Raw genomic sequence first — 25479 nt, 5'->3', positions numbered from 1 at the left:
CAATTTCGTTGTGTCTATATGTTGCGCCGGCTCATTGGTTTTGCCAATTTGATGGAAACCCCGAAGACGCTAAAATAGCGGCTGTTCTCTGCACCCCTCCCTCCTGTCTCGTGAAGATCGGCCCTCATTTCCTTCGAAACAATGTCTTTGTCGCGCCCATGGCGGGGGTGACCGACAGACCTTTCCGCCAGTTGTGCAAGCAGCTGGGCGCGGGTTATGCCGTGTCGGAAATGGCCGCATCGGATCCGCGCCTGTGGGCCAGCGAGAAGACGGCGCGCCGCATCAATCATGACGGCGAGATGGAGCCGAAGGCCGTGCAGATCGCCGGCGCCGATCCCGCGATACTCGCAACCTGCGCGAAGTTCAATGTGGACCACGGCGCGCAGATCATCGACATCAACATGGGTTGCCCGGTCAAGAAAGTGTGCAACAGCTGGTGCGGATCGGCTCTCCTGCAAAATGAAAGGCTGGTCGGCGAAATCCTCGATGCAGTGGTTGCGGCGGTCGATGTGCCCGTCACGCTGAAATTCCGCACCGGCTGGAATCGCGAGAACAGGAACGCCTTGTCCATTGCACGCATGGCGCAGGAAAGCGGTATCGCGATGCTGACCTTGCATGGCCGTACGCGCGCGGACGGCTACGGCGGTGAAGCAGAATACGAAACGATTACGGCGGTGAAGGCGGCGGTGTCGATTCCGGTCGTCGCTAACGGCGACATCACCTCGCCGGAGAAAGCGAAGCATGTGCTGGATGTGACGAAGGCCGATGCGGTGATGATCGGGCGCGCCGCGCAGGGGCGGCCGTGGATCTTTCGCGAGATCGAACATTTCCTGCGCACCGGCACGCATCTGCCACCGCCCCTGGTGTCGGAAGTGCGTGCGCTGATGAACGAACATCTCCAGGCGCATTACGCCTTTTACGGCGAGTACATGGGCTTGCGTACTGCGCGCAAGCACATTGGCTGGTACGTGCGCGATCTGTCAGGCGGGGAGGTGTTCCGCCAGCGCATGAACCGCCTTGAAAGCTGCGAGGAACAACTCGCGGCGGTCGACGCTTACTTTGAATTACAGTCAACGCTCGGCGACCGGTTACAATACGGCCTTCCCGAGGAAAAGCTGGCTGCGTAAGCATATAAAAACTACAATACACAACTCCCATGAGCAAAGACAATATCCAGGACGTCGTCAAGAAAAGCCTTGAGAAATACTTCAAGGATTTGGGCGAGCAACAGCCGTCCAATGTCTATGAAATGGTGGTCTTTACCGTGGAAAAACCGGTTCTCGAAGTGGTAATGGCGCGTGCCGACGGAAACCAGTCGCTGGCGGCGGAAATGCTCGGGATTAATCGCAACACCTTGCGCAAGAAATTGCAGCAGCACGGGTTACTGTGATCCATAACGTAAGGGCAGTCAGCCGGTGCAGGCCGGCGGCACCGCTTTTACGTTATCAATCACTTCCTGCACTTCATCATGATCAAACAAGCACTCATTTCGGTCTCTGACAAGACCGGCGTTCTTGATTTCGCCAAGGCACTCTCCGCATTAGGCGTGAACATCCTGTCCACTGGAGGCACGGCCAAGCTGCTGGCCGACAACGGCGTGAAGGTGACTGAAGTCGCGGACTACACCGGCTTTCCGGAAATGCTCGACGGCCGCGTGAAAACGCTGCATCCGAAAGTGCATGGCGGCATCCTGGCCCGTCGCGACTTACCCGAGCATATGGCGGCATTGCAGCAGCACGGCATTCCGACGATCGACATGGTGGTAGTGAACCTGTACCCGTTCCAGCAGACCGTGGCCAAGGAGCAGTGCACCTTGGAAGATGCGATCGAAAACATCGACATTGGCGGCCCGACCATGCTGCGTTCCTCCGCGAAGAACCACAAGGACGTGGTCGTGATCTGTGATCCGGCCGACTATGGCCGCGTGCTGGACGAGATGAAGACGAACAAGGGCGACGTCAGCTACGACACCAAGTTCGGACTGGCGAAAAAAGTGTTCGCGCACACTGCGCAATACGATGGTGCGATCACCAACTACCTGACTGCGCTCGGCGAGGACAAGCAGCACGTGACGCGCAGCGCCTATCCGCAGACACTCAACCTGCATTTCGAAAAGGTGCAGGAGATGCGCTACGGCGAGAATCCGCACCAGTCTGCGGCGTTCTACCGCGACATTGCGCCCGTGGCCGGCGCACTCGCGAACTACAAGCAGTTGCAGGGCAAGGAACTGTCCTATAACAACATCGCCGATGCGGACGCGGCATGGGAATGCGTGAAGACCTTCGATGAATCCGGCAACAGCGCCGCCTGCGTGATCATCAAGCATGCCAACCCTTGCGGCGTGGCGGTCGGCGCGGATCCGCTGGAGGCTTATTCGAAGGCATTCCAGACCGATCCGACATCGGCTTTCGGCGGCATCATCGCATTCAATCGCGAAGTCGACGGCAAAGCCGCGGAAGCGGTGTCGAAGCAATTCGTCGAGGTGCTGATCGCGCCTTCTTTCACGGCGGAAGCGCGGCAGGTCTTTGCGCCGAAGCAGAATGTGCGACTGCTCGAAATTCCGCTGGCTCGCGTCGTCAATACCTATGACTGCAAGCGTGTCGGCGGCGGCCTGCTGATCCAGTCGCCGGATGCGAAGAACGTCGCATTGGCAGAACTGAAGGTGGTGACGAAGAAGCAGCCGACCCAGCAACAGTTGCAGGACCTGATGTTCGCATGGCGGGTCGCGAAGTTCGTCAAATCGAATGCAATTGTTTTCTGCGCCAATGGCATGACGCTGGGTGTCGGTGCGGGCCAGATGAGCCGCGTCGATTCCGCGCGTATCGCGTCGATCAAGGCGCAGAATGCCGGACTGTCGCTGGCGGGCTCGGCGGTGGCGTCGGATGCCTTCTTCCCGTTCCGCGACGGCCTCGATGTGGTGGTCGACGCGGGCGCGACCTGCGTGATCCATCCGGGTGGTTCGATGCGCGACCAGGAAGTGATCGATGCGGCGGACGAACGCGGCGTGGTCATGCTCTTTACCGGCACGCGGCACTTCCGTCATTGATATCCTGAGCGCCGTTCCCGTGCAAGCGGGAACGGCTGACGCATGAAAATCCTCGGCATCGACCCCGGCCTCCGCACCACCGGCTTCGGCGTGATCCTCAAGCAGGGCAACAAGCTCGGCTACGTCGCTTCCGGCACCATCAAGACTCCCGACGCAGACTTGCCGCAACGGCTGAAAACCATCCTCGGCGGCATTTCCGAAATCATCCGCACCTATGCGCCCGACTGCGCGGCGATTGAGAAGGTGTTCGTCAACGTCAATCCGCAATCGACGCTGTTGCTTGGGCAAGCGCGTGGCGCGGCGATTTGCGCGCTGGTGAGCGCGGATCTGGCGGTCGCGGAATACACCGCACTGCAGATCAAGCAGGCGGTTGTCGGCCACGGCAAGGCCCAGAAGCAGCAGGTGCAGGACATGGTACAGCGCCTGCTGATGTTGTCCGGTACGCCGAGCACCGATGCCGCCGATGCGCTGGGCGTAGCGATCTGCCACGCGCATAGCGGCGAAGCCTTGTCGACCTTGGGCGGATTGGCGCCGGCGCTCGCGAAGAAAGGATTGCGCGTGCGGCGCGGACGCCTGATTGGCTAGAAACGCTTTTCGGCCTTGCGCGCCGCGATTTCGAAGCGGTTATGCCAATAGGCGTCACGGCCGCGCATGAATGCCCAGATGCTGGATGCAAGATAGGCGAACGGGAACAGCGGTCCCCATCTTGCCGCCTGGCGGACATGTGCGAGTTCGTGGACGAGCACTCGCGACGAGAGACCTTCGCGCTCCGCGATCACGACATGGCCGAGCGCCATCGCGTTCATGGCGCCGAAAGGGTGATGCCTGAGCAGCCAGTCAGCGAACGGCCCGCGCGCCAGCAGGGCGGGAGTGTGGCCATGCACGACGTGCAGGTGCCCGCGGAACAAGGCAACCGGCAGTCCAACCAGCAGACCGAACAAGGTCACCGGCGATGCCCAGATCATGCCGAGCAGGGTCGCCGTCCAGAACAGCGGGCGCCGTACATATCTTTGTCGAAACATGCGTTGCATGCGCAAGCGCAATTGCCGTTTCAAGAATCCCCTCAATTCACCCGGCGTATCCGCCTCGCGTCTGAACGCGAAGGAAGACGTCGCAGGTTCTGCAAATTCGTTTGGAGCTTTTTCCATGGAAAAAAATCCTTGCTGGATCGGCAACTCAATCCACGGGCAAGATCCCCGATGCCATGGCCGGAGCGGCGCCATCACCTTGTTTTTTTATGGGGCCAAGCAGGAATGTCCTGTATGATTCCACTGAAAGACTGTGGAAAAAAACAGTAGTCAGGCCGTCTCCCTTTCTGGAGACATACCATGGTGCAACATGGCCTGCGCTTTCCAGCAACCTGGCAACCATTCAATACATTATTCGCCATGATAGGCCGCATCTCCGGAACTCTGCTTGAGAAAAATCCGCCCCAGTTGCTCGTCGACTGCAATGGCGTCGGCTATGAAATCGATGTGCCGATGAGCACCTTCTACAACCTCCCCGCCATGGGCGAGAAGGTCGTGCTGCTGACCCATCTTGCAGTGCGGGAGGATGCTCACCTGCTGTACGGCTTTGGTACTGCCGAGGAGCGCAATGTATTCAAGCAGCTGATCAAGATTTCCGGCATTGGCGCGCGCACGGCCTTGTCCATCTTGTCCGGCATGTCGGTTGCCGATCTGTCGCAAGCCATCACGCTGCAGGAGGCGGGACGACTGACCAGGATTCCTGGCATCGGCAAGAAGACCGCCGAACGCCTGCTGCTGGAACTCAAGGGCAAGCTGGGTGCGGATCTGGGTGCTGTCGGCGGCGTGGCGCAGAATGATGCGACCTCCGACATCCTGAATGCACTGATCGCGCTGGGCTATTCCGACAAGGAAGCGATGCTCGCGCTGAAGCAGGTGCCGGCGGGAACGGGTGTCTCGGAAGGCATCAAGCTGGCGCTCAAGGCCTTGTCCAAGGCGTAATGAAGGAGCAGTGTCATGAGTATCCAGACCGATAATTTCACGGAACAGCGGATCATCGCTGCAACACCGGCCTCCACCAACGAGGAGGCGGTCGAGCGCGCCTTGCGGCCGAAGCAGCTGGACGAATATGTCGGGCAGGAAAAGATCCACGGGCAACTGGAGATCTTCATTGCCGCCGCACGCCAGCGCCGAGAAGCGCTGGACCACACACTGCTGTTCGGGCCGCCGGGCCTGGGCAAGACGACGCTTGCGCACATCATTGCGCGCGAAATGGGCGTCAACCTGCGCCAGACTTCCGGTCCCGTGCTGGAGCGGGCGGGCGACCTTGCCGCCTTGCTGACCAACCTCGAGCCGAACGATGTGCTGTTCATTGATGAAATCCATCGTCTATCGCCCGTGGTTGAGGAAATCCTGTATCCGGCGCTGGAGGATTATCAGATCGACATCATGATCGGCGAAGGGCCGGCTGCGCGTTCGGTGCGGCTGGACCTGCAGCCCTTCACGCTGGTCGGCGCGACCACGCGCGCCGGTATGCTGACCAATCCCTTGCGCGACCGCTTCGGCATCGTGGCGCGTCTGGAGTTTTACACACCGGAGGAGCTGGCAAGGATTGTGACGCGCAGCGCGTCCTTGCTCAATGCAGCGATCGTGGACGAGGGCGCACTCGAAATCGCCCGGCGCAGTCGTGGCACGCCGCGTATCGCCAACCGCCTGCTGCGCCGTGTGCGCGACTATGCGGAGGTCAAGGGCACCGGCAAGATCACCAAGGCGATGGCTGACGCGGCGCTGAAGATGCTCGACGTCGATCCGGTCGGGTTTGATGTGATGGACCGCAAGCTGCTGGAAGCGGTGTTGTTCAAGTTCAACGGCGGGCCGGTCGGGCTCGACAACCTTGCCGCCGCTATCGGCGAAGAGCGCGACACCATTGAGGACGTGCTCGAACCCTATCTCATCCAGCAGGGCTATCTGCAGCGCACGCCGCGCGGCAGGATTGCGACACCAACCGCTTACACGCATTTCGGCGTGACAGCACCACGCAGCCAGAACGGTGACTTGTGGGAGCAGTCCTGAAAAGTCAGGAAGTCCTCACTTCTGCAAGCGTCATTACTACACGCGGTTTATCTGGGAACCTTTTCGCGGAGTTGTCTGCCTGACATCCGTAGAAATACGTGGGTTGGCCGACCTCTTAAGAAAACCGCAAACTTGCCCCTATAATGTTCCTTTTCGCACGGGTGCACTTTTTTGTCTGACGAAACGCAATCCTGCGCCATGGTGCCCGCGTAAAGTGTGCGGGTCAGCCCGGTAGCCGCAGACCAGGGCAAGTGCTCCCGCGCCACCCCTTTCCCGATCGAGTCCCGCCATGCTGATGTCTACTCAAGCCAACCGCTATGCGCATCAATTGCTTGATGCGCGCGCCAAGGGCGAACTGATACCACCGCTGTCGGCGAATGCGAGCCTGTCGCTGGCGGACAGTTACGATATCGTCAAGAGTCTGATCGATATCCGTACCGCCCAGGGCGAGACCATGATCGGCCGCAAGATCGGCTTTACCAACCGCAAGATCTGGTCGCGCTACGGCATCGTCGATCCGATCCGTACGCCAATCTGGACGCCGATCTTCGACGCGACCGTGCGGTACACCGAAGACAACCGTGGCATCCAGAGTCTGCAGGGCGCATTGCAGCCGCGCATCGGGCCGGAACTTGTTTTCCGGCTGGGCAAGACGCCGGCGGCCGAGGCGACGATCGACGAGCTGGCGGAATGCATCGAGTGGATGGCGCATGCCTTTGAGATCGTGGTGTGTCCGTTCCCGGACTGGAAGTTCGAAATGGTGGATTCGATTGCTGCCTTTGGCCTGCATGGATCGCTCATCATCGGCGAGCCGAAAGTGCTGTCGGCCGCCAGTCGGCGCAATCTCGGCAATGTTCTTGCGCATGCGAGCTTGTCGCTGTCCTGTGGCGACGAGTTGCGCTCCGCCGGTTTCGGCAGCGATGTGCTTGGCAGTCCGCTGCATGCGCTGTGGCATCTGTATGAGGTGCTCAAGACACAGCCACAGTTTCCGCCCCTGTCGGCCGGCGAGATCATTACGACCGGCACCTGGACGGATGTGTGCCCGATCAAGCCGGGCGAAACCTGGACCTCGGCCTTTTCGGGCGTCAGCCTGTCGGGCCTGACCGTGTCCTTCGTCTGACGCGGTTCGCGCGCGTCGCTACCAAGGGAGTCGGATTTGGCCTGGACAATGCTGTTTATCGCCGGTTTGCTCGAAATCGTCTGGGTGATCCTGTTCAAGCAGTCGGAGGGTTATACGCGCTGGGGCTATGCTGTTGCCGGCCTGGCTGTATCGCTGGTCAGTTTCGTGATGGTGGGCTGGACCCTGAAGACGCTGCCGGTCGGGACGGCCTACGCGGTGTGGACCGGGATGGGCGCGGCCGGCGCAGCGATCGTCGGCATCCTGCTGTTTAATGAGCCGGCAACGGGAACCAGGCTCGCCTGCGTTGCGCTGATCGTGATTGGCATCATCGGACTGAAGCTGACGCATTGAGCGGCCGCTGCGGTGTAAAAAAAGGCGCCACGGGCGCCTTTTTCATTGCATTGCGTCTTACTCCGCGCGGAGCCAAGTTTGCGTGCGGCCCAGCAGAGGCACGCCGATATAGCCGCGCACGTCCAGTTTCTTGCCACCGTCGGTCACGGACATCTTGCTCCGGTACACCTTGCCGTTCGCGGGATCGAGGATCTGGCCGCCGTTGTATTCGCTGCCATCTTTTTTCATGCCTGTGATGATGGTCATGCCGAGGATAGGCTGATCCTTCAGCGCGCCTTCACATTTGTCGCACTTGGGATTCTGGTCTTCGCTGGCGTCGCGGAACAGCTTTTCGATCTTGCCGCGAAGTTCGCCGTTGTTCTCGCTGATGCGCACCAGGGATTTAGGCTTGCCGGTCTCGTCATCAATGGTCTTCCATACGCCAACCGCCGATGCTTCCTGCGCCCATGCGCCGGAGGCGGCGAGGGTGGCCGCTGCCAGGCTGAATGTGACTAATCGTCGAATCATTTTGTCGTCTCCAAGGATATAAGTGTAAACAGCCCCACGGGTCGGGACTCTGTTGTCCGGTCCGGGAAATCGCTTCTGCTCTGTCCGCTCGACGGCGGACAGAGCAGAAGTTTGGGGCCTTCAATCCTTACTTCTTTTGCAATATATCAAACTGCTCGCGCAGTTTTTGGAGTGTGGCTCCGAAAGTCAAGAGACGGTCTTTTTCTTGGGCAACCACTTGGGCGGGGGCGCGCGCAACGAAGCTTTCGTTGCCGAGTTTGGCATTGGCTTTGGCGATCTCGCCTTCGAGGCGGCTGATTTCCTTGGAGAGACGTTCACGTTCGGCGGCGATGTCGATTTCGACCTTCAGCATCAGTTTTGCCGTGCCAACGATGGAAACCGGAGCGGGGGATTCCGGCAGGATGTCGACGATCTGCACGTCGGACAGCTTGGCAAGTGCCTGCAGGTAGGGCGCAAAGGATTTCAGTTGCTCCTGCTCGCCGGCCGCCGCTTCGATGACCAGCGGCACGCGTTGTGCGGGCGACAACTGCATCTCGCCGCGCAGGTTGCGACAGGCATCGGTCATCGACTTCAGCTGCGCCATCCATGCTTCGGCCTGCTCGTCGAGCTTGTCCATGTTCGGCTGCGGATATGGCTGGACCATGATCGAGTCGCCGGCCGGATCCGTCTTGCGGCCGGTGAGCGGGGCGACCGTCTGCCACAACTGCTCGGTGATGAAGGGGATGACCGGATGGGCGAGGCGCAGCACCGTCTCCAGTACGCGCAGCAGGGTGCGGCGGGTGGCGCGTTGCTGCGCTTCGGTGCCGTTCTGGATCTGCACCTTGGCGACTTCCAGGTACCAGTCACAGTATTCGTCCCAGACGAACTTGTAGATCGCCGAAGCGATGTTGTCGAAGCGGTAGTCGACGTAGCCTTTTTCAACCTCTGCTTCGGCGCGTTGCAGGAGTGATACGATCCAGCGGTCGGCCTGCGAGAAATCGCGGTCCGGTCCGCAGGTGGCGGGATCGAAACCGCAATCCTTGCCTTCGGTGTTCATCAGCACGAAGCGCGTCGCGTTCCACAGCTTGTTGCAGAAGTTGCGATAGCCTTCGCAGCGGTTCAAGTCGAAGTTGATGTTGCGGCCGAGCGAGGCATAGCTTGCCATCGTGAAGCGCAGCGCATCGGTACCGAAGGCTGGAATGCCGTTAGGGAATTCCTTGCGCGTGGACTTCGCAATGCTCTCGGCCTGCTTCGGATTCATCAGTCCGGTGGTGCGCTTGGCGACCAGCGATTCGACGTCGATACCGTCGATCAGGTCGATCGGGTCAAGCGTATTGCCCTTGGACTTGGACATCTTCTGCCCGCTGGCGTCGCGCACCAGGCCGTGCACATACACCTTCTCGAACGGCACCTTGCCGGTGAAGTGCGTGGTCATCATGACCATGCGCGCCACCCAGAAGAAGATGATGTCGAAGCCGGTCACAAGCACGGATGACGGCAGGAACATCTTGTAGTCCGGCGTTTCTTCCGGCCAGCCGAGCGAGGAGAAGGGCACCAGCGCGGAGGAAAACCAGGTGTCTAGCACGTCGCTTTCGCGGGTCAGTGCCTTGCCGCCGGCTTGTGCCTTGGCTTCTTCCTCGTTGCGCGCAACGTAGATCTTGCCGTCTTCGTCGTACCATGCCGGGATCTGATGGCCCCACCAGAGTTGACGCGAGATGCACCAGTCCTGGATATTGTTGAGCCACTGGTTGTAGGTGGTGGTCCAGTTCTCCGGAATGAACTTGATCGAGCCGTCTGCGACTTTTTCGAGTGCGACTTCAGCGATCGACTTGCCGGGGAAGTGTGCGCCTTCCGGTGCCGGTTTGCTCATCGCGACGAACCATTGGTCGGTCAGCATCGGTTCGATCACCACGCCGGTGCGGTCGCCGCGCGGCACCATCAGCTTGTGCGGCTTGACCGATTCGAGCAGGCCGAGCGCTTCGAGGTCGGCGACGATCTGCTTGCGCGCGTCGTAACGGTCCATGCCTCGGTACTTCTCGGGTGCGTTCTCGTTGATCTTCGCATCCAGCGTCATGATGTTGATCTGCGCGAGATGGTGGCGCTGGCCGATCGCGTAGTCGTTGAAGTCATGCGCCGGGGTGATCTTCACGCAGCCGGTACCGAATTCCTTGTCCACGTAGTCGTCCGTGATGATCGGGATTTCGCGGTCCGTCAGCGGCAGCTTCAGCAGCTTGCCGACGAGGTGGGTGTAGCGTTCGTCGGTCGGATCGACGGCGACGGCCACGTCGCCCAGCATCGTTTCCGGACGGGTGGTGGCGACCGTGATGTGGCCGCTGCCGTCGGCGAGCGGATAGCGGATGTGCCACATATTGCCGTCTTCTTCCTCGGAGACCACTTCGAGGTCGGAGACGGCCGTGTGCAGTTTCGGATCCCAATTGACGAGGCGCTTGCCGCGATAGATCAGGCCCTGCTCGTACAGACGGACGAACACTTCGGTGACGGCCTTGGACATCTTCTCGTCCATGGTGAAGTATTCACGCGTCCAGTCTGTGGAGGCGCCGAGGCGGCGCATCTGGCCGGTGATGGTGGAGCCGGATTTCTCCTTCCACTCCCACACTTTCTCCAGGAATTTTTCGCGGCCGAGGTCATGGCGCGAAATCTTTTGCGCGTCGAGCTGGCGTTCCACCACGATCTGGGTCGCGATGCCGGCGTGGTCGGTGCCGGGAATCCAGGCAGTGTTGTGGCCGCGCATGCGGTAATAGCGGGTCAGGCCGTCCATCACGGTCTGGTTGAACGCGTGGCCCATGTGCAGCGTGCCGGTGACGTTGGGGGGCGGCAACTGGATGCTGAAGGACTGCTTGTCCGGATCGGTGCTTGCGGTGTAGTAACCGCGCTGCTCCCATTCGGTACGCCAGTGTTTTTCAATGTCGGCGGGCTCGAACGACTTGGCTAATTCCATGATTTTATTGAATGCTTTGCGAAAAGCTAGATTATAAGGGAGCCATCGCGAATGAGCCCTGGAACTCTGAGTGTGCCATTTGCATTCACCAAAAAACCACTGTGCAGCAATGATGGTGAACAGACGAGCGCTCTTCCATCAAGATGCTCTTTTGTCACCATTCCCTGGAGATCTTCCTGCCTCTGAAACAGCGCAGCCGTCTTCGTGGGGATGACGATTTTTTTCACGAAAGGAGCAGCGACACCAATGTTCGCGGAGGATGGCTATGTCGATTCGGGAGTCAGTGCCCGTTGTTGTTCCTGTGTCAGTCGGGCCAACAAGTCGTTCAACTTCTGCTGGACGCCAGGCGAGGGAGAGCGCCGCAACTTGTTGACAAAATCCTTTTGCTCGTTTGAAGCAAGGATGTTGAACGCTTCCAGGTTGATGTCATGGTCGAGTACCCCGTTGGCAGGATCGTAGTTTTGATAGCGATTGGCCTCCATCAGGTACAGGCCGGCCGCCTTGAAGGAGATGGGCTCCTTGGGCAGGTCTTTAATCAATTTTTCCGATGACCTGAAGTTCACGACTGTGCCCAACAAGGCCATCCTGAGATATTCAGTGAACGCCCTGACGCCAGCAACGTCTTTGGCGGCAGACAGACTGGTTCCGATACGCGTAAATAACGTGCTCCGCTGTTCGAAATTGAGCTCCAGGTCTTTGGCAACTCTTTGGGCCGCTGAGCAATAAGCTTCGATCGCCGCCAACATGGAAGTGATGTCGGCTTCTGTGCGAGGCAAGAGCCTTGCCATGCGTTCCTCGTGTGGCAGCTTCGCAAGAAAAGCGCCAGCAGCACTCGTCACGACGCCACTTTTTTTCTCCAGTGCAGCGAATAGTAGCGAATCGGGGATAAGCCCGGTACGCTGCTGTTCCTCCACTGCGTCGATATCCTTCAATACAAGATCGATAATGGAACGATAAACATTCGGCGATTCCAGCAAACCTGCAGTACTCTCTTTTGTCTGCGGTACAAGTCTTTCGATGCGCGCAGAGAGCGAGCGCTTTGCCAAAAAATCACCTAGGGTATCTTCCAAAAGCGCCGTCAGAAAACCGCCCAGAGCGTCTGCCAAGCCGTTGCCGCGCGTTTTCTGTACCGCATTCCAATAGCCGCCCACGAATCCCCGGACTTGGTTGGTGTCCCCATTACGGAGCAGCTGCATCAGCGCGACTGAAAAGCGATCGTAGGCTTCCTTCAATGCGGTGATCCTGAGCTCATGGTCGGATTCCGACTGCGCCTTTTCGATTAAGGCATACCCCAGATGAAAATTGGCATAAGAGACAGCAAACGGGGCCTGCGTGACGCCAAGCGGCCTCTTGTCCGCCCACACCTTCAAGACCGCAATCCAGGATTCCCTGTCCGGGGTATGGCCGAGCGTAGCGAGCGTCGCCATGATGGTCGGATTCAGTATTCCAGGATGAGTGGGACTTAACCATCTGATCGCCCGCATCGGATCGACACGGGGATCGTTTAACAGCGCCTGGGCGATTGTGCTCAGGTCATTTCTTTTTTTGGGATCTCTCTGCTGAGCAAACGTCAATGCGAAGGCCAATTCTGATTCCAGCACTTCCCCTGACCGAAGACGGACCCACAAATCGTTCGGATTGATCGACATTGAGGTGAGGCGCCCTTCGTCATCCACTGAGTACGGAAGGTCAAGCATCGCCCGCACCATCGCGACATTGTTCTCTTTCACCGCCACGCTGAATGCGCTAAGACCGTTGTACGCTTTCGCGTTGATGTCGTAGTTCGGAAGGTTCTGGGCGATGTGCTTGTGCAAGCGCGCAAGCAAAGCGAATACGTCGTCTTGCGTGGAATCGGGCAGATTGCCTGCCGGTCGAGTGACCATCGCGTACAGTGCCTCGGTCACATCCGGCGTGCTTAGGTCTATGCTCTTCCCATCTGCATCCGTCCATTCCAGGAGCATCTTCGCGATGGAGGCACTGCAGCCGCACGCGACGACAAACGCAGAGCGTCCTTGGCTATCGCGCACGTTCGCGACATCCGCGCCACCAACCTCCAGCAGGACCTTGGCGGCCAGAGCATTGGCCGACATTGCTGCGGCATGAAGCAGTTGGCCCGCTTTTTCAGTGAAATCCGGCTCATCCAGCCCCATCTCGAGCAACTCCTGGAAATGCTCCATATTCCTTGCCGTTGCGGGGATACCGCCGGCTTCCCGCAGCTGCGCGGCAATGGGCGATGCAGGATCGATGTCGCAGGCCAAATCCAGCGGCGTATTACCGTTGTTGTCCTTGACATGGACATTCGCGCCTTTTTCCAGCAAGGTCGCCACTGCCGGGGAATTGCCTTGGGCAACTGCCAGATGAAGTGGTGTGAAGCCCTCGCTGTTTCGTTTATTGACTTCGATACCGTCCACGGCGAGCACCTCCTCGAGAATGACATGGTCGAAGTTGGAGCTGTTGTCGGCGTCGTGGTCAGGAGTGGGGGCGTTGCAGGCGTAGTGAAGACGGTTCATCCCCTTGCTGTTCAGCGCATTAACATCCCTTAGCAGCCGCCGAAGTCGGGTCTGGCGTTCTACTGGTAATTTTCCCAACAGATGCTCGCAGCCGCCAACGGCTTTCTCATTCGGACTCGCGGGCCGGAACTTCGGCATTTCATCGAGCAGCGTTTCAATTTCGTCCGTACCCAGCAAGTTCGCGAATGCGATAAACCGGCCGTCACCGGAGGCAGGCGCGTTGAGCAGCATGCCCAGCGGCGTAAAATCCTGGGCATTTTTTGCTTGCAGCACCCGAAGGCGATATCCCGCGGGAAGCCGCGCCAGAACTGGAGCAAGGGCGGCAATCTTCTCGCTTTTCTTCTCCATTATGGCAAGGTGAATGGCAAGGTGAAGCAGCGTGTTCCCATCACTATTCTCGTCCAACATCCTGTCGGCCGCACAATTCGGCGGAAGCGCACGTGCCAAGGTCGCAAGGGTGTTGGAAAAATTCTTTGCTAGTAGTGCGTTATGAAGCGCGGTACAGCCCTCGTCATCTCGAAGTTCCAGCAGTTTCCCCACGCTCGCAGGTACGAGGTTCTTCGCAAGATAGAGGCAGGCATCAATAATGTCATGCGCTCCGAGGGCGGATGGCGCCGTGATACCCGGGAGCATCCTGTTGCGGCCGTCGGGATGCGCCTCGCATTTGAGCACTTCAACAATTTCCTCGGGTGTCAGATTTTGGCGTAATGCGTCCTCCAGGGCATAAATATTTCCAGGAAATCCGTAGTGCACGAAGTACTGCATCGCGGCCTTGAAATCATCGACGCTTTGCAGGGATGCGCAGCTTGTCAACATGCGGTTCTTGATAGGAGGGGTCCCGATGCCGAGATCCTCATCTCGGCGTCGAAACAACATGGAAAAATCGAGCGTGTTGTTATTGAAATAAACGTTCCACTTCTCGTCGTCTTTCACCCACGATCTGAGACCCTCGAGCGCAAGCCCGGTCCATTCCGTCGAATCAAGCCGTGCATGGTCATCCGAGATATTCGGGTCGTACAGGCGGACAAGGTAATGGATCGTTCCGTCTTGATCCTTCTTGATAATGAGGTCGAGATTCATGGCGTGAGCGAACGATTGAAGGAGAAACGGTGTGCCGGCTGAATTCCTCCCTGCAGCCAACATTTCAGACTGCATCTGCTCGAATTTCTCGACCGCAAAAATCCCCAGGTCGCCGTTGCGCACGAGATGCGTTTCCGTTGACTTGGCGACCACGCGCATCCATTTTTCGTCCAGTCCGCTTTCCCCCGCCATGTGCGTTTTCAGGACTTCCTTGTTTTGATATAAGGCCCAATTCGGTTTGATCCGCCCATGCGGACCGGCGGGCTTTATGGACTGATCCGCAAAATCGAGGGACATATGCACGCATACTGCAAGCATTCCACCAAGCATCTCCAATTCCCCGTTCCAGTTGTCGCCCGTACTGCTTCCAGGCTTCCTGCTATGCACGGAAGCGCCAATGAGTTTGGCCATGCCGGGGTCAGCGATACGCGGTGGCTCCGCTTTCACGGCGAGGCGCAACGAGGTGGCCTCGGATTGTGAGATGGGCGTGAGCAATAGCGCCACACGCAGCAGGTCCAGCGTTTCAGTCGACAGCGCCTGGCCACCCTCGACCTCCGCCATCACCGCGCTACGCTGCTCATTGGTCAGGTGTCTATTACGGAACGTAGCATCAAAGTCGCAATGGCATTCGCGCATCTGCTTGTACAGAGGCGTTTCTTGCCTGTTTCCCTGGCTGGGATAGAGCATCTGTTGACGGCGATAAAACTTCATTACCTCCCGCATCTCACCGCTTATTGTTGACACGAAACTCCAATCGATCTGCGAGATATCGACGTCGGGACCGTGGACGAGCTTTTTAATGTCCGCGAAACGTTTTTCGGTAAACGCCGCTTTTAGCTCCTGCAAGCGCGTGGTCTGCGACGAACTGGTCAGCGCCGATAGATCGGTCTGGGAACCGATGTGAAAATGAGTAGTGATGGTCATATCTTTCTTTACCTCTGCTTGTTATTGTGCCGGGCAAGTGTGTTGCAACTGCCAATCGGAATCGTGCTGGGGCGGCCGCGCTTGCGATCATTCCTCATCAGGGTGAGGCGTGAGCGCTCGATGCAGAAGGGCAGGTTTATTCACGCAATGAAAAAGGTGATGCCGAGTTGCCGTGCTCGTTTCGCCGGTAGTCGAGAGTTGCGCCGATGTGCGGATGCTGTGAATCATTGGAGTGGGTCTTGGGTTCTGATTTGGGAGACTTCGTCGCCGAGGGTGTCAGGAATCAGGAGGGGGTGCCCTTCCAAGGTTCGCAATATCTGCGAGACAAAGGCTTCGGGGATGAGTGGCAAGCCGGTTGCGTTAGTTCCATTCGGCATGCTTTGACGGGACGCGTTGGCTCATGCAAGCTGGCTTTGTTTGCGGAAGACCGCAATCGTGTCCGTGGTTATCAAAATGCCACCAAAATCGTGGCTGACTTGGCTGGACCTGACCGGTATAATGCGATTCGCTACATGCGGGACGCTAGGGGTCCTGGCCTACGATGATTCAGTTGGCCGGGTGAGAAATACCCTCGAACCTGATCTGGGTAATGCCAGCGAAGGGAAGCAATCGGAAACACCCCCATTCCGAGGTTCCTTTCGCTATTTGTCTGAGCAAAGGAACTTTATGAACGCCAATCCGCAATTCCTCGCCGCCACCGCCAAGGTGGACGAAGCCGCGATCCAACCGCTGCCGAATTCCCGCAAGATTTACGTCGAAGGTTCGCGCCCCGACATCCGCGTGCCGATGCGCGAAATCAGCCAGTCCGACACGCCCGCTTCCATGGGGGCGGAAAAGAATCCGCCAATTTATGTGTACGACACCTCCGGTCTGTACACCGACCCAGACGCCAGGATCGACATCCGCTCCGGCTTGCCGGCCTTGCGCGCGGGCTGGATCGCCGAACGCAGCGACACCGAAGAGCTGTCCGGCCCTTCCTCTCAATACGGCGTTGAGCGCCTGAACGACCCGAAACTGGCGGAGCTGCGCTTCGACCTGCATCGCAAGCCGCGCCGCGCGCTGACCGGCAAGAACGTGACGCAGATGCACTATGCGCGCCAGGGCATCATCACGCCGGAAATGGAATACATCGCGATCCGCGAAAATCTGCGCCGCAAGGAATACCTCGAAGGACTGAAGGCATCCGGGCCGATGGGACAAAAGCTGGCCGATCTGATGGGCCGCCAGCATCCGGGCCAATCGTTTGGCGCTGCGATTCCCGCCGAGATCACACCGGAATTCGTGCGCTCCGAAGTCGCGTGCGGCCGCGCGATCATTCCCGCCAATATCAACCATCCGGAAAGCGAGCCGATGATCATCGGTCGCAATTTCCTGGTGAAGATCAATGCCAACATCGGCAACTCCGCAGTGACCTCCTCCATCGGCGAGGAAGTCGAAAAGATGACCTGGGCGATCCGCTGGGGCGGCGACACGGTGATGGATCTGTCGACCGGCAAGCACATCCATGAAACGCGCGAATGGATCATCCGCAATTCGCCGGTGCCGATCGGTACCGTGCCGATCTACCAGGCGCTGGAAAAGGTGAACGGCAAGGCTGAGGATCTGACCTGGGAAATCTTCCGCGACACGCTGATCGAGCAGGCCGAGCAGGGCGTGGACTACTTCACCATCCACGCCGGCGTGCGCCTGCAATACGTCCCGCTGACCGCCAAGCGCCTGACCGGCATCGTCTCGCGCGGCGGCTCCATCATGGCCAAGTGGTGCCTCGCGCATCACAAGGAATCCTTCCTGTACACGCACTTCGAAGACATCTGCGAAATCATGAAGGCCTACGACGTCGCGTTCTCGCTCGGCGACGGCCTGCGTCCCGGCTCGATCTTCGACGCCAACGACGAAGCGCAGCTGGGCGAACTGAAGACGCTGGGCGAGCTGACGCAGATCGCATGGAAGCATGACGTGCAGGTGATGATTGAAGGCCCCGGCCACGTGCCGATGCAGCTGATCAAGGAGAACATGGAGCTGGAGCTGAAGGATTGCCACGAAGCGCCGTTCTACACCCTCGGGCCGTTGACGACCGACATCGCGCCCGGCTACGACCACATCACCTCCGGCATCGGCGCAGCCATGATCGGCTGGTTCGGCACCGCGATGCTGTGCTACGTGACACCGAAGGAGCACCTCGGCCTGCCGAACAAGGCCGACGTGAAGGAAGGCATCATCACCTACAAGCTGGCCGCGCATGCCGCCGACCTTGCCAAGGGCCATCCGGGCGCGCAGATTCGCGACAACGCGCTATCCAAGGCACGCTTCGAGTTCCGCTGGGAAGACCAGTTCAACCTCGGCCTCGATCCGGACAAGGCACGCGAATTTCACGACGAGACCTTGCCGAAGGATTCCGCCAAGGTGGCGCACTTCTGCTCGATGTGCGGCCCGCATTTCTGCTCGATGAAGATCACGCAGGATGTGCGCGACTTCGCTGCTTCGCAGGGCGTCTCCGATGAGGAGGCCTTGAAGAAGGGCATGGAGGAGAAGGCTGTGGAGTTCGTCAAGTCCGGCGCGGAAATCTATCGCAAGCAATGATGGGCCAACTGCGTATGGAAATCGAACTGAACGGCGCGCCGCATCCGGTTTCGGAAAACCTGAGCGTGCAGGAGTTGATCGCATCGCTGGATCTGGCAAACAAGTCGCTGGCGGTGGCGATCAATCGTGAAGTCGTGCCGCGGCATCTGTGGCAGCAGCGAGTGCTGCAGCCGAGTGATCGTGTCGATATTGTGAAAGCGATCGGCGGCGGTTGAATCGTCGCCATAAAGTTCCCTCCTCCTTGCAGGAGGAGGGCTAGGGTGGGGGGTAGAGTATTTGCGTAATCGCATGCACTGGTTTGAGCGCTTTACCCCCATCCCAACCTTCCCCCTAAGAGGGGGAAGGAGCCCTTCGTAGAATTGTTAAAGGGATCTCATGAGCCAACTACAAGACACGCAAGACCAACCCCTCACCATCGCTGGCAAGACCTATCGCTCCCGCCTGCTGGTCGGCAGCGGCAAGTACCGCGATCTCGAGGAAACCCGCACCGCGACGGAAGCGTCCGGTGCCGAAATCATCACCGTGGCGATCCGCCGCGTAAACATCGGTCAGGACCCGAATGCGCCCAACCTGCTCGACGTGGTCCCGCCGTCGAAGTACACCATCCTGCCGAATACCGCAGGCTGCTACACCGCGAAGGATGCCGTCTACACCTTGCAGCTGGCGCGCGAACTGTTGAACGGTCACAAGCTGGTCAAGCTCGAGGTACTTGGCGACCAGAAGACTCTCTTCCCCAACATGCCGGAAACTCTGAAGGCGGCGGAAGCGCTGGTGAAGGATGGTTTCGACGTAATGGTGTACTGCAGCGACGATCCGATCCAGGCGAAGATGCTCGAGGAAATCGGCTGCGTGGCGGTGATGCCGCTGGCTTCGCTGATCGGTTCCGGCATGGGCATCCTGAATCCGTGGAACCTGTCGCTGATCATTGAACAGTCGAAAGTGCCGGTGCTGGTGGACGCCGGCGTGGGCACCGCCTCGGATGCGGCCATTGCGATGGAACTCGGCTGCGACGGCGTGCTGATGAATACCGCGATCGCCGGCGCGCGCGATCCAATCCGCATGGCGCGCGCCATGAAGCTCGCGGTCGAAGCCGGTCGCGATGCCTATCTCGCGGGCCGCATTCCGAAGAAGTTCGCCGCTTCGCCATCGTCACCGATGGAAGGGCGCGCAACATGATTCGCCCCAGCGTCCTGGTTTTTGCCGGCTCCGACCCGAGCGGCGGCGCGGGACTGCAGGCGGACATCCAGGCCATCTCCGCGCTAGGAGCGCATCCCTTGTCTGCGATCACGGCGTTGACGGTCCAGGACAATGACCACGTGTTCAACGTGCATCCGGTGCCCGCCGGTCTCGTGCAGCAGCAGGCACATGCCTTGATTGCCAAGATGGACATCGGCGTGGTCAAGATCGGCATCGTCGGCAACCGCGCCAATGCCGACGCGATCGCGGACATCATTCAACTCATGCGGCAGCGCAGGCCGGCTCTGCAAGTGGTGCTTGATCCTGTGCTGGCAAGCGGCCATGGCGACAGCCTGTCGCAGGACAATCCGGTGAACGCGATCGCATCGCTGCTGCCGCTGGCCACCATCGTGACGCCCAACCTGCCGGAAGCGTCCGGCTTGTGCGGCGGCGATCGGCGGCTCGACACCCAGGTCGAAACCTTGCTGAGCTATTGTCCGAATGTGCTGATCAAGGGTGGTCACGATTGCGGGCCGGATGTGGTCAACCGCTGGTTCACCAACGGCAACCAGTGCACCTGGACCTGGCCGCGGCTGGAGGGCGGTTTTCACGGCACAGGCTGCACGCTGGCTTCTGCAATCGCAGCGCTGCTGGCACTCGGCAAACCGATGGTGGAAGCCATTGAAGAGGCGCAGGCATATTGCCACCAGGCCTTGCAGTCAGCCTATGCGATTGCAGACGGACAGCGTATTCCGAATCGCTGTGTCTTGCTGGAGGAAGGAAAATGAAAGGCTTGTATCTGGTCACGCCCGATTGGGATGACACGCAAAAAATGCTGGAAGTGACCGAGGCGGGCTTGCGCGGCGGCGCTGCACTCGTGCAGTATCGGCACAAGACGGCGTCGGCGGAATTGCGCAAGGCGCAGGCGGCGGCTTTGCATGCCCTGTGCCGCGATTATGGCCGGCCGTTCATCATCAATGACTTCGTTGGGTTGTGCATGGAGCTAGATGCTGATGGCATCCACGTGGGCGGCACGGATGCGCCGATTGCGCAGGTGCGCGCGGCGGTCGGCGCCAGCAAGATCGTCGGCGCTTCCTGCTATGGCAGCCTGCAGCTTGCGCGCGATGCGTATCAGGCGGGCGCAAGCTATGTCGCGTTCGGCGGCTTCTATCCCTCGCGCGTGAAGAAGTACGAAGTCACGACGCAACCCACGATCGTGACGCAGGCAAAACAGGAAGTGCCTGTGCCGAACGTCGTGATCGGCGGCATGACGCCGGAGAACGCAGAGCCGCTGGTGGCACATGGCGCCGATATGGTGGCAGCCATCAGCAGCGTGTACATGGTCGATGATCCCGAAGCGGCGGCGCGCCGTTTTGTGAATCTGTTCAAGGCATAGTGACGGCAGGGCGCAGCAAAGCCAGTTGCGCCAGCGCCGCTAGCAAACGATCCAGGTCCGCCGGCGTGTTGTAGAGATGCGGCGTCACGCGCACCACATCTACGCCAGCGACCCTGGTCGCCACCGTGAATATCCTGTGCACCTGCAAGAGGTAATCCGCTACCTCCTTCGCTTCCTTTCCCTTCATCCTGAACGCGGCAATCGCGCATGAACGTTGTGGGTCTTCCGGCACCATCAGTTCGATGCCCGGAAGGCTCCTCGCGCGGCTGACCCAGTGTTCCTTCAGGTAGCGCAGGCGCGCTTCCTTGTTCTTGCCGCCGATGCTGTTGTGAAAGGCAATCGCATCCTCGATCGCCATCACCGGCGCCGGCGGCGTCGTGCCGAAATGGCCGAGCTTGCGGATGTCGGAGGGATCATGCGTCGTGTCGCCGAACAGGGGCGCGATGTCGCGCACACGATCCTTGCGAATGTAGAGCAGGCCGACGCCGAGCGGCGCGCCCAGCCATTTGTGCAGGTGGGCCGCGACAAAAGCGCTGCCGAGCTCAGGCAGTCGATAGTCGAGGTGCGCGAAGGAATGCGCGGCATCGACAAGCACATCGACGCCGCGGCTTTGTGCCATCGCGGCGATCTTCGCCACCGGAAGGATCTGGCCAGTCCGGTGCAGCAGATGCGTCACGAGCAGCGCGCGCGTGCGCGGCGTGATCGCCTGCTCATACAGCCCGACGATCTCCTCATCGCTTTGCGGATGAAACGGCAGTGCGATGCGCACCAGTTTCAGACGGCCGCGCTGCTGCAGCATGTGCAGTGTCTCTTCCACGCTGTCGTAATCCTGGTTGCTGATCACGACTTCATCGTCCGACTGGAAAGGGTAGCCCTGGATCAGCATGTTCATGGCTTCGGTCGGATTGCGCACGATGAGCAACTCTTCCTCCGACGCTCCGCTGAATGCCGCGAGCGCCTGCACCGCTGCTTCCAGGCGCTGCGGATACCTGTTGCGCATGAAGAAGGTGCCTTCGCAGTTCACCTGACGGTTGTATTCTTCAAACGCCGCCATGACCGGTTTCGACGGCACGCCGAAAAAGCCGTTTTCGAGGTTGATCAGGTCGTCATTGAGAACATACTGATCGCGGATGCCGGACCAGTAGATTTCATCGCCGGCATCGATATGCGGAGGAAGTGGCGTTGCCAATGGAACCTCTCTGTTGGTCGCTGAAAATTCATTGTAATCGCATGCTGCAGGAAGGGCACGCCGTGCCCCTCCGCTCAATCTACAGGCATTCCAGGCGCTTCAGTTCGCGCGCCAGGAGCGCTTTCGTTTCTTCAGATGCACCTTGCATCGGCGCGCGCAGCTCATCGCGCATGCAACCCATCATCGAGAGCGCCGCCTTGAGTGGAGCGGGGTTGGGTTCCCTGAACAGCAGCCGCATCAGGGGCAGCAAGCGGTGGAAGAGTTCGCGTGCTTCGCTCAATGCGTCGCGTTGCACCAACTGCGCGATCCGCACGAACAGGTCCGGCCGGATGTGGGACGATGCCACGATGCCGCCCGTGCCGCCGAGACACAGCGTGGGCAGCAGCAAATGGTCTTCGCCGGAGAGCACCTGCAGTTTGCCGTCGCCGATCAGGCTCATGGTCAGCGGCAGGTCACCGCCACAATCCTTCAGTGCAACGATGCGCTTATGCTGCACGACGGTCCTGAAGGTTTCCAGTTCGATGTTGATGCCGGTGCGGTAAGGAATGTTGTAGAGGATGACCGGCACGGACGACGCATCCGCCACCGTCCGGAAAAAATCGACGAGGCCGGCTTGCGATGGCCGGATGTAGTAGGGCGAGGGGACGAGCAGGCCGGCGACCGGCCGTTGCTGGATGCGCTGCATGCGGTCGAGGATGGCGGGCAGGTTGTTGCCGGCCATGCCCATGACGACCGGGCACTCCGGCACTGCATCCAGCACCGCATCCAGCACCGCATCCAGCACGGCCAGTTGTTCGCCTTCGCTCAACGCCGCCGGTTCTCCGGTGGAACCGCATACGACGAGGCCCGATACGCCTGCTTCGACGCAGCGGCGAGCGAGCGATTGCAGCGCGTCGAAATCGACTTCATTGTGACGAAAAGGGGTGACGAGAGGCGCCCAGATCCCTGTAAAACTTGTCATTGCATTGACTCCCATGGTCAGACCGACAGGTCACCGTCAGGAAGATCTGCAAGAACGCGTATGACAGAGGGGGAGGGGTACCGGCCTTTGCGCTTACTGTCCTGTCAGCCCACCTGACGGGACAGTGCGCCCCGGTCAGATGAGCGACTGTTTTTTCGATTTCTCTGCACCTGCGACGCGTGCCGATGCCTGGGCGTTCAAGCCCGAAGCGCAGCAATGGTCGAAGGAACAGGAATGCATTTTTTGCATGAAGTGCGGAGATGAACCGATTATGGAGCTGCGAATCTTGTGCGTCAAGCAATGCCGGCAGGCGAGATTTCGCCGCAGGCAGAAGCCCCTCGCCGGTATAATCGAGGCATGCAGAATCTCCTCCACAATCTCAATCCCGAACAACTCGCCGCTGTCACCTTGCCCGCGCAACCCGCGCTGATCCTCGCCGGCGCGGGGTCGGGAAAAACACGCGTACTGACGACCCGCATCGCCTGGCTGATCCAGACCGGACAGGTGTCGCCGGCGGGCGTATTGGCCGTGACCTTCACTAACAAGGCGGCCAAGGAGATGATGTCACGCCTGTCGGCGATGTTGCCGGTGAATACGCGCGGCATGTGGATCGGCACGTTTCACGGCCTGTGCAATCGCCTGCTGCGCGCGCACTATCGTGAAGCCGGCCTGCCCCAGACCTTCCAGATCCTCGATTCGGCGGACCAGCTGTCCGCCATCAAGCGCCTCCTGAAAGCGCTGAACGTCGATGACGAGAAATACCCGCCGCGCAACTTGATGTACTTCATCAATAATGCGAAGGAGCAAGGAATGCGCGCGAAGGATGTGATCGCGAACGACGATTACAACCGCCGCTTTGTCGAGCTCTACGAGGCCTATGAGCAGCAGTGCCAGCGCGAAGGCGTGGTGGATTTCGCCGAACTGCTGCTGCGCTGTTATGAACTCCTGATGCGCAACCAGCCCTTGCGCGAGCACTACCAGGCGCGATTCAAGCACATCCTGATCGACGAGTTCCAGGACACCAACAACCTGCAATACAACTGGCTCAAGCTGATGGCCGGACAGCACAACGCGATCTTCGCAGTGGGCGACGACGACCAGAGCATCTACGCCTTCCGTGGTGCGAACGTCGGCAACATGATGGCCTTCGAGCGCGAATTTCACGTCGAGAACCTGATCAAGCTGGAACAGAACTATCGCTCGCACGGCCACATCCTCGATGCCGCCAACGTGCTGATCGCGAACAACAGCCGCCGCCTCGGCAAGAACCTGCGCACCGATGCCGGCCACGGCGAGCCGGTGCGCATTTACGAAGCGAGCAGCGACATCCAGGAAGCGCAGTGGATCATCGAGGAGGTCAAGGGACTCATCAACGAAGGCTGGCTGCGCAGCGAGATCGCGGTGCTGTACCGTTCCAATGCGCAGTCGCGCGTGATCGAGCATGCGCTCTTTACGGCCGGCATCCCGTATCGCGTCTACGGCGGGCAGCGCTTCTTCGAGCGCGCCGAGATCAAGCACGCGATCGCCTACCTGCAGCTGATGGACAACCCGCACAATGATTCCGCGTTCCTGCGCGTGGTGAATTTCCCGACTCGCGGCATCGGCGCTCGCTCGCTCGAGCAACTGCAGGACGCGGCGCGCCAGTACGGCATTTCACTCTATGCGGCGGTGCCCTATGTGACCGGCAAGGCCGGCACATCGCTCGGCGGCTTCGTGAAGCTGATCGAGGGAATGCGCTTCGAGACGCAGAACCTGCCGCTGCAGGAGATGGTGAAGGTGGTGCTCGACATGAGCGGGCTCATCACGCATTTTCAGGGCGAGAAGGAAGGCGCGGACCGCATCGAAAACCTGGAGCAACTGGTCAGTGCGGCAATGCTGTTCGTGTCTGAAGAAGGCTTCAGCATCGATGCGCCGGCGCTGCTCGGGCCAAAGACGCAGGCAACGGCGGGCGTGCAGCTGGCCAACGGCGACGAGGTGATCGACGCCGATGCGCCCTTGCCGACGGTGATGTCGCCCTTGTCGGCATTCCTGTCGCATGCCTCGCTGGAAGCCGGCGATAACCAGGCGCAGGCCGGACAGGATGCGATGCAATTGATGACGGTACATTCGGCCAAGGGGCTCGAATTCGACGCGGTTTTCATCACTGGCCTGGAGGAAGGTCTGTTCCCGCATGAGAACAGCGCGCAGGAAGAGGGCGGGCTGGAGGAAGAACGCCGCCTGATGTATGTGGCGATCACGCGCGCGCGCAAGCGCCTCTACATCAGCTTCTCACAGACCCGCATGCTGCACGGCCAGACGCGCTACAACATGAAATCGCGCTTCCTCGACGAACTGCCGGAAGAATCCTTGAAGTGGCTGTCGCCCAAGGTGCAGCATCACTGGTTCGGTCAGCGCAAGTCGGCGTGGGACGAGGCGCCCGAGTCCGGCGTCAATGCGATCGCGCAGAACTTCAGCCGCAAGGACGTGGGCTGGCGCATCGGCGAAACCGTGTCGCACCAGAAGTTCGGCGAGGGCGTGATCGTGAACATCGAAGGCAGCGGCACCAATACCCGCGCGCACATCAATTTCGGCAAGCACGGCATGAAGCTGCTCGACCTGAACATTGCCAAACTGGAAAAAGTGGCATAGTGACATAGCGGCCCGGCGGCGCCCCGCCGGTCATG

General features: G+C 59.7%; 20 protein-coding genes and 1 riboswitch. Of the genes, 14 read left to right on the top strand and 6 right to left on the bottom strand.

Going from position 1 to position 25479, the window contains the following annotated elements; genetic code table 11:
* Window positions 1-110: 110 nt before the first annotated feature.
* From dusB to ruvC, 4 genes are all read left to right on the top strand, one after another.
* On the top strand, window positions 111-1127 hold the full coding sequence (dusB, locus tag VJ698_RS05080; protein WP_324101624.1) for a tRNA dihydrouridine synthase DusB: 1017 nt from the start codon (window positions 111-113) through the stop codon (window positions 1125-1127).
* Between the two features lie 29 nt (window positions 1128-1156).
* Complete coding sequence (locus tag VJ698_RS05075; protein WP_324101623.1) at window positions 1157-1390, top strand: Fis family transcriptional regulator; 234 nt, start codon at window positions 1157-1159, stop codon at window positions 1388-1390.
* A gap of 78 nt (window positions 1391-1468) precedes the next feature.
* Window positions 1469-3046 (top strand): bifunctional phosphoribosylaminoimidazolecarboxamide formyltransferase/IMP cyclohydrolase, encoded by a 1578-nt coding sequence (gene purH / locus VJ698_RS05070; RefSeq protein WP_324101622.1) that lies wholly within the window; start codon window positions 1469-1471, stop codon window positions 3044-3046.
* Between the two features lie 42 nt (window positions 3047-3088).
* Window positions 3089-3631: a crossover junction endodeoxyribonuclease RuvC gene (gene ruvC / locus VJ698_RS05065; RefSeq protein ID WP_324101621.1), complete on the top strand. Its 543-nt coding sequence runs from the start codon at window positions 3089-3091 to the stop codon at window positions 3629-3631.
* On the opposite strand, the gene VJ698_RS05060 is transcribed toward ruvC, so the two are convergent.
* Window positions 3628-4068: a signal peptide prediction gene (locus VJ698_RS05060; RefSeq protein WP_324101620.1), complete on the bottom strand. Its 441-nt coding sequence runs from the start codon at window positions 4066-4068 to the stop codon at window positions 3628-3630. The two genes, ruvC and VJ698_RS05060, sit on opposite strands and share 4 nt — an antisense overlap.
* A 366-nt stretch (window positions 4069-4434) precedes the next feature.
* Between VJ698_RS05060 and ruvA the strand changes: the two genes are divergently transcribed.
* The 4 genes from ruvA to VJ698_RS05040 all read left to right on the top strand — a co-directional run bounded on the left by ruvA (window position 4435) and on the right by VJ698_RS05040 (window position 7555).
* Window positions 4435-5013 (top strand): Holliday junction branch migration protein RuvA, encoded by a 579-nt coding sequence (gene ruvA, locus VJ698_RS05055; protein ID WP_324101666.1) that lies wholly within the window; start codon window positions 4435-4437, stop codon window positions 5011-5013.
* A 15-nt stretch (window positions 5014-5028) separates the two neighbouring features.
* Window positions 5029-6084 (top strand): Holliday junction branch migration DNA helicase RuvB, encoded by a 1056-nt coding sequence (gene ruvB / locus VJ698_RS05050; RefSeq protein WP_324101619.1) that lies wholly within the window; start codon window positions 5029-5031, stop codon window positions 6082-6084.
* Window positions 6085-6373: 289 nt separating this feature from the next.
* A complete protein-coding gene (locus VJ698_RS05045; protein ID WP_324101618.1) occupies window positions 6374-7204 on the top strand; it encodes a 2-keto-4-pentenoate hydratase in 831 nt (276 codons plus the stop codon).
* Window positions 7205-7240: 36 nt separating this feature from the next.
* Window positions 7241-7555, top strand: coding sequence for a multidrug efflux SMR transporter (locus tag VJ698_RS05040; protein WP_324101617.1), 315 nt, complete (start codon window positions 7241-7243; stop codon window positions 7553-7555).
* A gap of 57 nt (window positions 7556-7612) precedes the next feature.
* Here the strand turns inward: VJ698_RS05040 and VJ698_RS05035 are convergent, their stop codons facing one another.
* The 3 genes from VJ698_RS05035 to VJ698_RS05025 form a co-directional block, all read right to left on the bottom strand.
* Window positions 7613-8062, bottom strand: a complete 450-nt coding sequence (locus VJ698_RS05035; protein ID WP_324101616.1) for a DUF2147 domain-containing protein — start codon at window positions 8060-8062, stop codon at window positions 7613-7615.
* 127 nt (window positions 8063-8189) lie between these two features.
* Window positions 8190-11000: a valine--tRNA ligase gene (locus tag VJ698_RS05030; RefSeq protein ID WP_324101615.1), complete on the bottom strand. Its 2811-nt coding sequence runs from the start codon at window positions 10998-11000 to the stop codon at window positions 8190-8192.
* A gap of 263 nt (window positions 11001-11263) precedes the next feature.
* Entirely contained in the window at window positions 11264-15514 is a 4251-nt protein-coding gene (locus VJ698_RS05025) for an ankyrin repeat domain-containing protein (protein WP_324101614.1), read from the bottom strand.
* Between the two features lie 514 nt (window positions 15515-16028).
* A riboswitch (TPP riboswitch) is annotated at window positions 16029-16135 on the top strand.
* 45 nt (window positions 16136-16180) lie between these two features.
* Between VJ698_RS05025 and thiC the strand changes: the two genes are divergently transcribed.
* From thiC to thiE, 5 genes are all read left to right on the top strand, one after another.
* The gene (gene thiC, locus VJ698_RS05020) at window positions 16181-18094 is read left to right on the top strand and encodes a phosphomethylpyrimidine synthase ThiC (protein ID WP_324101613.1); all 1914 of its coding nucleotides are present in this window, start codon (window positions 16181-16183) and stop codon (window positions 18092-18094) included.
* Window positions 18091-18309, top strand: coding sequence for a sulfur carrier protein ThiS (gene thiS, locus VJ698_RS05015; protein WP_324101611.1), 219 nt, complete (start codon window positions 18091-18093; stop codon window positions 18307-18309). The genes thiC and thiS overlap by 4 nt, the downstream gene beginning before the upstream one ends.
* Before the next feature lie 160 nt (window positions 18310-18469).
* The gene (locus VJ698_RS05010; protein WP_324101610.1) at window positions 18470-19270 is read left to right on the top strand and encodes a thiazole synthase; all 801 of its coding nucleotides are present in this window, start codon (window positions 18470-18472) and stop codon (window positions 19268-19270) included.
* Window positions 19267-20058 (top strand): hydroxymethylpyrimidine/phosphomethylpyrimidine kinase, encoded by a 792-nt coding sequence (locus tag VJ698_RS05005; protein WP_324101609.1) that lies wholly within the window; start codon window positions 19267-19269, stop codon window positions 20056-20058. Before VJ698_RS05010 ends, VJ698_RS05005 begins: the two co-directional genes overlap by 4 nt.
* On the top strand, window positions 20055-20666 hold the full coding sequence (thiE, locus tag VJ698_RS05000) for a thiamine phosphate synthase (RefSeq protein ID WP_324101608.1): 612 nt from the start codon (window positions 20055-20057) through the stop codon (window positions 20664-20666). The genes VJ698_RS05005 and thiE overlap by 4 nt, the downstream gene beginning before the upstream one ends.
* On the opposite strand, the gene VJ698_RS04995 is transcribed toward thiE, so the two are convergent.
* A complete protein-coding gene (locus VJ698_RS04995; RefSeq protein WP_324101607.1) occupies window positions 20656-21855 on the bottom strand; it encodes an aminotransferase class V-fold PLP-dependent enzyme in 1200 nt (399 codons plus the stop codon). The genes thiE and VJ698_RS04995 overlap by 11 nt on opposite strands.
* A gap of 79 nt (window positions 21856-21934) precedes the next feature.
* Window positions 21935-22816, bottom strand: a complete 882-nt coding sequence (gene dapA / locus VJ698_RS04990) for a 4-hydroxy-tetrahydrodipicolinate synthase (RefSeq protein ID WP_324101606.1) — start codon at window positions 22814-22816, stop codon at window positions 21935-21937.
* Window positions 22817-23173: 357 nt separating this feature from the next.
* Between dapA and VJ698_RS04985 the strand changes: the two genes are divergently transcribed.
* Window positions 23174-25444 (top strand): UvrD-helicase domain-containing protein, encoded by a 2271-nt coding sequence (locus VJ698_RS04985; RefSeq protein WP_324101605.1) that lies wholly within the window; start codon window positions 23174-23176, stop codon window positions 25442-25444.
* The last annotated feature ends 35 nt before the right edge of the window (window positions 25445-25479 follow it).

Origin of the sequence: Noviherbaspirillum sp., from assembly GCF_035254685.1 — a bacterium.
GTDB lineage: Bacteria > Pseudomonadota > Gammaproteobacteria > Burkholderiales > Burkholderiaceae_D > Noviherbaspirillum.
Note: the sequence above shows the minus strand (reverse complement) of the source record. Positions and strands in the feature narration are given on the sequence as shown.

Bases quoted from the DNA above. Each gene is read 5' to 3' on its own strand.
- VJ698_RS05075 (WP_324101623.1), top strand. From the start codon at position 1,157: ATGAGCAAAGACAATATCCAGGACGTCGTCAAGAAAAGCCTTGAGAAA.
- purH (WP_324101622.1), top strand. From the start codon at position 1,469: ATGATCAAACAAGCACTCATTTCGGTCTCTGACAAGACCGGCGTTCTT.
- ruvC (WP_324101621.1), top strand. From the start codon at position 3,089: ATGAAAATCCTCGGCATCGACCCCGGCCTCCGCACCACCGGCTTCGGC.
- VJ698_RS05060 (WP_324101620.1), bottom strand. From the start codon at position 4,068: ATGTTTCGACAAAGATATGTACGGCGCCCGCTGTTCTGGACGGCGACC.
- ruvA (WP_324101666.1), top strand. From the start codon at position 4,435: ATGATAGGCCGCATCTCCGGAACTCTGCTTGAGAAAAATCCGCCCCAG.
- ruvB (WP_324101619.1), top strand. From the start codon at position 5,029: ATGAGTATCCAGACCGATAATTTCACGGAACAGCGGATCATCGCTGCA.
- VJ698_RS05045 (WP_324101618.1), top strand. From the start codon at position 6,374: ATGCTGATGTCTACTCAAGCCAACCGCTATGCGCATCAATTGCTTGAT.
- VJ698_RS05035 (WP_324101616.1), bottom strand. From the start codon at position 8,062: ATGATTCGACGATTAGTCACATTCAGCCTGGCAGCGGCCACCCTCGCC.
- VJ698_RS05030 (WP_324101615.1), bottom strand. From the start codon at position 11,000: ATGGAATTAGCCAAGTCGTTCGAGCCCGCCGACATTGAAAAACACTGG.
- VJ698_RS05025 (WP_324101614.1), bottom strand. From the start codon at position 15,514: ATGACCATCACTACTCATTTTCACATCGGTTCCCAGACCGATCTATCG.
- thiC (WP_324101613.1), top strand. From the start codon at position 16,181: ATGAACGCCAATCCGCAATTCCTCGCCGCCACCGCCAAGGTGGACGAA.
- thiS (WP_324101611.1), top strand. From the start codon at position 18,091: ATGATGGGCCAACTGCGTATGGAAATCGAACTGAACGGCGCGCCGCAT.
- VJ698_RS05010 (WP_324101610.1), top strand. From the start codon at position 18,470: ATGAGCCAACTACAAGACACGCAAGACCAACCCCTCACCATCGCTGGC.
- VJ698_RS05005 (WP_324101609.1), top strand. From the start codon at position 19,267: ATGATTCGCCCCAGCGTCCTGGTTTTTGCCGGCTCCGACCCGAGCGGC.
- thiE (WP_324101608.1), top strand. From the start codon at position 20,055: ATGAAAGGCTTGTATCTGGTCACGCCCGATTGGGATGACACGCAAAAA.
- dapA (WP_324101606.1), bottom strand. From the start codon at position 22,816: ATGACAAGTTTTACAGGGATCTGGGCGCCTCTCGTCACCCCTTTTCGT.
- VJ698_RS04985 (WP_324101605.1), top strand. From the start codon at position 23,174: ATGCAGAATCTCCTCCACAATCTCAATCCCGAACAACTCGCCGCTGTC.